General features: G+C 69.8%; 7 protein-coding genes. All 7 read left to right on the top strand.

Annotated elements, in window-relative coordinates; all coding sequences use genetic code 11:
* The first annotated feature begins 216 nt into the window (after positions 1 to 216).
* Positions 217 to 1,077, top strand: coding sequence for a dihydroorotate dehydrogenase electron transfer subunit (locus tag ACFWBW_RS41390; protein WP_385384980.1), 861 nt, complete (start codon positions 217 to 219; stop codon positions 1,075 to 1,077).
* The gene (locus ACFWBW_RS41385) at positions 1,074 to 2,039 is read left to right on the top strand and encodes a dihydroorotate dehydrogenase (RefSeq protein ID WP_385384977.1); all 966 of its coding nucleotides are present in this window, start codon (positions 1,074 to 1,076) and stop codon (positions 2,037 to 2,039) included. The genes ACFWBW_RS41390 and ACFWBW_RS41385 overlap by 4 nt, the downstream gene beginning before the upstream one ends.
* A gap of 246 nt (positions 2,040 to 2,285) precedes the next feature.
* Positions 2,286 to 2,609 carry an integration host factor, actinobacterial type gene (mihF, locus tag ACFWBW_RS41380; RefSeq protein WP_243334344.1) on the top strand — a complete coding sequence of 108 codons (324 nt, stop codon included), beginning with the start codon at positions 2,286 to 2,288 and terminating at the stop codon, positions 2,607 to 2,609.
* Positions 2,610 to 2,670: 61 nt separating this feature from the next.
* A complete protein-coding gene (gene gmk / locus ACFWBW_RS41375; protein WP_327251766.1) occupies positions 2,671 to 3,234 on the top strand; it encodes a guanylate kinase in 564 nt (187 codons plus the stop codon).
* 78 nt (positions 3,235 to 3,312) lie between these two features.
* Positions 3,313 to 3,585, top strand: coding sequence for a DNA-directed RNA polymerase subunit omega (gene rpoZ / locus ACFWBW_RS41370; RefSeq protein WP_004948662.1), 273 nt, complete (start codon positions 3,313 to 3,315; stop codon positions 3,583 to 3,585).
* Positions 3,586 to 3,683: 98 nt separating this feature from the next.
* The gene (coaBC, locus tag ACFWBW_RS41365) at positions 3,684 to 4,898 is read left to right on the top strand and encodes a bifunctional phosphopantothenoylcysteine decarboxylase/phosphopantothenate--cysteine ligase CoaBC (protein WP_385384972.1); all 1,215 of its coding nucleotides are present in this window, start codon (positions 3,684 to 3,686) and stop codon (positions 4,896 to 4,898) included.
* 195 nt (positions 4,899 to 5,093) lie between these two features.
* On the top strand, positions 5,094 to 6,004 hold a 911-nt coding region (gene metK / locus ACFWBW_RS41360; RefSeq protein ID WP_385384970.1), incomplete at its 3' end, for a methionine adenosyltransferase.

The raw sequence follows: 6,004 nt of genomic DNA, 5'->3' as shown, positions 1-6,004 counted from the left end.
GGGCTGGATACACCCAGCCCCTCCGGCGTTTGAGGAGCGGGGGTCCGGGGCGGAGCCCCGGGGAACGGTGGAAGGGCGGGTCGGGGACTTCGCACCGCGCAGCGGGAAGGGCGTACGGCCCGCGGGGTCGGGGCTTCGGACCGGTGTGGTGCGGGGGGTACCGGGGCGATCATGGGGTGGGGGGTTACGGCCCCTACCCCGGACGGAGCGCCCCGCGTGCCCCCAGTACAGACAGTCGCCACGATCCGGCGGATCACGCCCGTAGGGGCCTACCGCCACCTCGTCCTCGACGCCCCCGGCGTCACCGGCGTGCGCCCCGGCCACTTCGGAGCCCTCGCCATCGGCGGCCGGGATGCGAGCACACTGCTGCGCCGGGCGTTCTCCATCCATCGCGCCGACCCGGACCAGGGCAGCGTCGAGTTCGTCTTCGCCGAGGCCGGCCGCGGGACCAGGGCACTGGCCGCGCACCGGCCCGGGGACACCGTCGACCTCATCGCCCCCCTCGGCACCCCCTTCCCGCTCCCCGACGGCCCGGTCGGCGCCGTCCTCGTCGCCGGCGGCTACGGCAGCGCCCCGATGTTCGCCCTCGCCGAGGAGATCCTCGGCCGCGGCGGCCGGGTCGCCTTCGTGCTCGGCGCGGCCACCGAGGACCGGCTGTTCGGAGTCGAGCGGGCCGAGGCCCTCGCCGAGCACGTGTACGTGGTCACCGACGACGGTTCGGCCGGACGGCGGGGCCGGGTGACCGACGTGCTCCCCGAGGCCATCACGGTGACCGGCGCCACCGAGGTCCACTCCTGTGGCCCGATGGGCATGCTCAAGGCCGTCACGGAGATCGCCACGGCCGCCGGGGCCACCAGCCACACCGCCGTCGAAGAGGCCATGGCCTGCGGCATCGGGATCTGCATGAGCTGCGTCCTGCCCGTCACCGGCCCCGACGGCGTCACCCGTTTCCTTCGCTCCTGCACATCCGGCCCCGTTTTCGACGGCGCCACCGTCCGCTGGGACGACGCCGGAACCCTGCCCGGGGACCTCGAAGGCGCGGCCGCCATGACCCCGAAGGCGGGCGAGGGCCGGTGAACACCCTGAGCCCCGAAGACGTCGACATGTCCGCGCCCCTCGGCGCCCGCGTCACCCTCCCCAACCCCGTCTCCACCGCCTCCGGCTGCGCCGGCTACGGCCGCGAGCTGCACCGGTTCACCCCCCTGGACGAGCTCGGCACCATCACCACCAAGACCGTGATGCCGTACGTCCGCTCCGGCCGCGCCACGCCCCGGATGGCAGAGACCCCCAGCGGGATGCTGAACTCCATCGGGCTCCAGGGCTCCGGCATCGCCCACTTCGTCGAGCACGAGCTGCCCTGGCTGGCCGAGCGCGGGGCGCGGGTCCTCGTATCGGTCGCGGGGGAGCGTACGGAGGAGTTCGCCGAGGCGGCCGCCCGGCTGACCGGGCAGCCCGGCGTGGTCGGCATCGAGGCCAACATCTCCTGCCCCAACGTCGCGAACCGCGGCCTCGTCTTCGCCTGCGACGCCGACGCCTCCTTCGAGGTGGTCGAGGCGGTCAAGGCGGCGGCCGACCCCGCACTGCCCGTCTACGCCAAGCTGACCCCCGACGTGACGCGGATCACCGACATCGCGGCCGCCTGTACGGAAGCGGGCGCCGACGGGCTCTCGATGATCAACACCGTCCTCGGGATGACCATCGACACCGACACCATGCGCCCGGCCCTCGCCGGGGTCACCGGAGGCCTCTCCGGCCCGGCGATCCGGCCCGTCGCCGTCCGCTGCGTCTTCCAGGTCCACGGCGCGATGCTGGCCGGCGCCGTCCGGCGGGTTCCCATCCTCGGGATGGGCGGGATCGCCTCCGGCCGGGACGCGCTCGAATTCGTTCTCGCCGGTGCTTCCGGCGTGGCGGTGGGCACCGCCCTGTTCAACGATCCGTCCGCACCCCTGAGGATCCGCGACGACCTGCGCGCGGCACTCGCCGGACGCGGGATCGGGGCGTTCGAGGACGCCGTCGGACTGGCTCATCGCACTCGCTGACGAGATTCGAACGTCTTTCACCGGACAAATCCGGGGTGGTTTGTCCGTGATGTACGGTTCAGTGGAGGCTGACCAGGACTTTTCGTCCGTTCTCGCTGACTGGAGCGGTCATGGCCGCTAGTCTCCGAGCAGAGCGAACGAGCGGCGATCGAGCACCACCGCTGTTCGGGAGCTCGCCCTGGTGTGATGCCTTCCGGCATTCCACTGGTCCGTATCCGACAGTTCGACATCCGAGGTGACGTAGGCGTGGCTCTTCCGCCCCTTACCCCTGAACAGCGCGCAGCAGCGCTCGAAAAGGCCGCCGCGGCTCGCCGGGAGCGGGCCGAGGTGAAGAATCGACTCAAGCACTCCGGCGCCTCCCTGCACGACGTCATCAAGCTGGGGCAGGAGAACGACGTCATCGGCAAGATGAAGGTTTCCGCTCTCCTGGAGTCCCTGCCTGGCGTCGGCAAGGTGCGCGCCAAGCAGCTCATGGAGCGCCTCGGCATCTCCGAGTCCCGGCGTGTCCGAGGTCTCGGTTCCAACCAGATCGCCTCTCTGGAGCGCGAGTTCGGCGGCAACGCCGCCTAAGGCGTCGTCCGAAGTTCTCCCGGCGTTCTCAGGCAGTCCCGAGAAGCTGGATAATCGCTCTATGGCAGCAGAGGTTCGTCCGCGGCTGACCGTGCTCTCCGGCCCTTCGGGGGTCGGCAAGAGCACGGTCGTCGCGCATATGCGCAAGGTTCACCCCGAGGTATGGCTCTCGGTGTCGGCCACCACCCGCAAGCCGCGGCCCGGTGAGCGACACGGAGTCCACTACTTCTTCGTCAACGACGACGAGTTCGACAAGCTGATCGCCAATGGCGAGCTGCTGGAGTGGGCCGAGTTCGCGGGCAACCGCTACGGCACACCGCGCGGCGCAGTGCTGGAACGCCTGGAGAACGGCGAGCCGGTCCTGCTGGAGATCGATCTCCAGGGCGCACGGCTCGTGCGCGAGTCCATGTCCGAGGCACAGCTGGTCTTCCTGGCTCCTCCGAGCTGGGACGAACTGGTCCGCCGGCTCACCGGCCGGGGCACCGAATCCGCGGAGGTCGTCGAGCGCAGGCTCGGCGCCGCCAAGATCGAACTGGCTGCCGAATCCGAGTTCGACACCACCCTGGTCAACACCTCGGTCGAGGACGTGGCGCGCGAGCTGCTAACGTTGATGAATGTCGTCTGATCGTTGACCGGTGTTCAACCGGTCCGGACGGTCCGAAACGACACTTCTAGGTATTACCCCATCTTCGGAAGGTAGAGCGTGTCCTCTTCCATTACTGCGCCCGAGGGCATCATCAACCCGCCGATCGACGAGCTGCTCGAGGCCACGGACTCGAAGTACAGCCTCGTGATCTACGCGGCCAAGCGTGCCCGTCAGATCAACGCGTACTACTCGCAGCTCGGTGAGGGCCTGCTCGAGTACGTCGGCCCGCTGGTGGACACCCACGTCCACGAGAAGCCGCTTTCGATCGCGCTGCGCGAGATCAACGCGGGTCTGCTGACCTCCGAGGCCATCGAGGCCCCGGCTCAGTAAGGCACGAGTTTCCTTTCACCACAGGCCCGGCAGAACATCTGCCGGGCCTGTGGTGTGTCATAGAGGTGTCGTCGCAGTCAGTCGAAGGGGCGTGTGTGGTGGGTAAGCCGAAGGTCGTGCTCGGAGTCAGTGGCGGGATCGCCGCTTACAAGGCGTGCGAGCTGCTGCGCCGGCTGACCGAGTCCGGGCACGACGTGCGCGTGGTGCCGACGGCGGCGTCGCTGAACTTCGTCGGAGAGGCCACCTGGGCCGCCCTCTCCGGGAACCCGGCCTCCACCGAGGTCTGGGAGAGCGTCCACGAGGTGCCGCACGTACGCATCGGGCAGGGCGCCGACCTCGTCGTCGTCGCCCCGGCCACCGCCGACATGCTGGCCAAGGCCGCCCACGGGCTGGCCGACGACCTGCTCACCAACACCCTGCTCACCGCACGTTGCCCGGTGGTGTTCGCACCCGCGATGCACACCGAGATGTGGGAGCACCCGGCGACCCGGGAGAACGTGGCCACCCTGCGCCGGCGCGGCGCCGTGGTCATCGAGCCGGCCGTCGGCCGGCTCACCGGCAAGGACACCGGCAAGGGGCGGCTGCCCGACCCCGAGGAGATCTTCGAGGTGTGCGTCAGGGTCCTGGCCCGCGGGGCGGCCGAGCCCGACCTCGCCGGGCGGCACGTGGTGATCAGTGCGGGCGGTACGCGCGAACCGCTGGACCCGGTCCGCTTCCTCGGCAACCGCTCCTCGGGCAAGCAGGGCTACGCCCTCGCCCGTACCGCGGTCGCCCGCGGGGCCCGGGTCACCCTGGTCTCCGCCAACACCGCGCTCGCCGACCCGGCCGGGGTGGACCTCGTACGGGTGGGGACGGCCCTGCAGCTGCGCGAGGCCGTGCTCAAGGCCGCCGCGGACGCCGACGCGGTGGTGATGGCCGCGGCCGTGGCCGACTTCCGGCCCGCCGAGTACGCGGGCGGGAAGATCAAGAAGAAGGACGGACAGGACCCCGCACCGGTCACCCTCGTGCGGAATCCGGACATTCTCGCGGAGATTTCCGCCGACCGGCCCCGGGAGGGCCAGGTCGTCGTGGGTTTCGCCGCCGAGACCGACGACGTACTCGCCAACGGGCGGAGCAAGCTCCTCCGCAAGGGGTGTGACCTTCTCGTCGTCAACGAGGTGGGTGAGGCGAAGACCTTTGGTTCCGAGGAGAACGAGGCGGTCATCCTGGCCTCCGACGGAAGAGAGCTCGCCGTCCCCTACGGTCCGAAGGAATCTCTGGCAGACGTGATTTGGGATCAGGTGGCGCCGCGACTCGCGGCGCGACGCGCCTGAGCGGAGGCCCTTTCCGCAGGCTGATCCTTGAGTAAGAATGGAGTGTCGCAGGTCACACGGCTCCCATAGGGCGAGACGGGTGGTCCGGCGAACGGTGGCGACCGATAAACTGCAGCCGGAACGTGATCGGGCGCAGCCTCCGATGTGGTTCCACCAATATTTCAGCCAGCAGCCGCTGCAACCCCAGGGAGCGTTGTGTCCCGTCGTCTCTTCACCTCGGAGTCTGTGACCGAGGGTCACCCCGACAAGATCGCTGACCAGATCAGCGACACCATCCTCGACGCGCTCCTCACCGAGGACCCCACCTCGCGCGTCGCCGTGGAGACCCTCATCACCACCGGTCTCGTCCACATCGCGGGAGAGGTGACGACGAAGGCGTACGCGCCGATCGCGCAGCTCGTCCGCGACAAGATCCTCGAGATCGGCTACGACTCCTCGAAGAAGGGCTTCGACGGCGCCTCCTGTGGCGTGTCGGTGTCCATCGGCGCGCAGTCCCCGGACATCGCGCAGGGCGTCGACACCGCGTACGAGAAGCGGGTCGAGGGCGACGAGGACGAGCTCGACAAGCAGGGTGCCGGCGACCAGGGCCTGATGTTCGGGTACGCCTGCGACGAGACCCCCGAGCTCATGCCGCTCCCGATCCACATCGCGCACCGCCTGTCCAAGCGGCTCTCCGAGGTCCGCAAGAACGGGACCATCCCGTACCTGCGTCCCGACGGCAAGACCCAGGTCACCATCGAGTACGACGGCGACAAGGCCGTCCGCCTCGACACGGTCGTCGTGTCCTCGCAGCATGCGGCGGACATCGACCTGGACTCGCTGCTCGCGCCGGACATCCGCGAGTTCGTGGTCGAGCACGTGCTGGCCCAGCTCGTCGAGGACGGCATCAAGCTGGACACCGAGGGCTACCGCCTGCTGGTGAACCCGACCGGCCGCTTCGAGATCGGCGGCCCGATGGGCGACGCCGGTCTGACCGGCCGCAAGATCATCATCGACACCTACGGCGGCATGGCCCGTCACGGTGGCGGCGCCTTCTCGGGCAAGGACCCGTCCAAGGTCGACCGGTCGGCCGCCTACGCGATGCGCTGGGTCGCCAAGAACGTGGT

It is taken from the genome of Streptomyces sp. NPDC059957, assembly GCF_042730015.1.
In the GTDB taxonomy this organism is placed as follows: Bacteria; Actinomycetota; Actinomycetes; order Streptomycetales; family Streptomycetaceae; genus Streptomyces.
The sequence above is the reverse complement of the archived record's forward strand: the minus strand, read 5'-3'. Positions and strand labels throughout refer to the sequence as shown.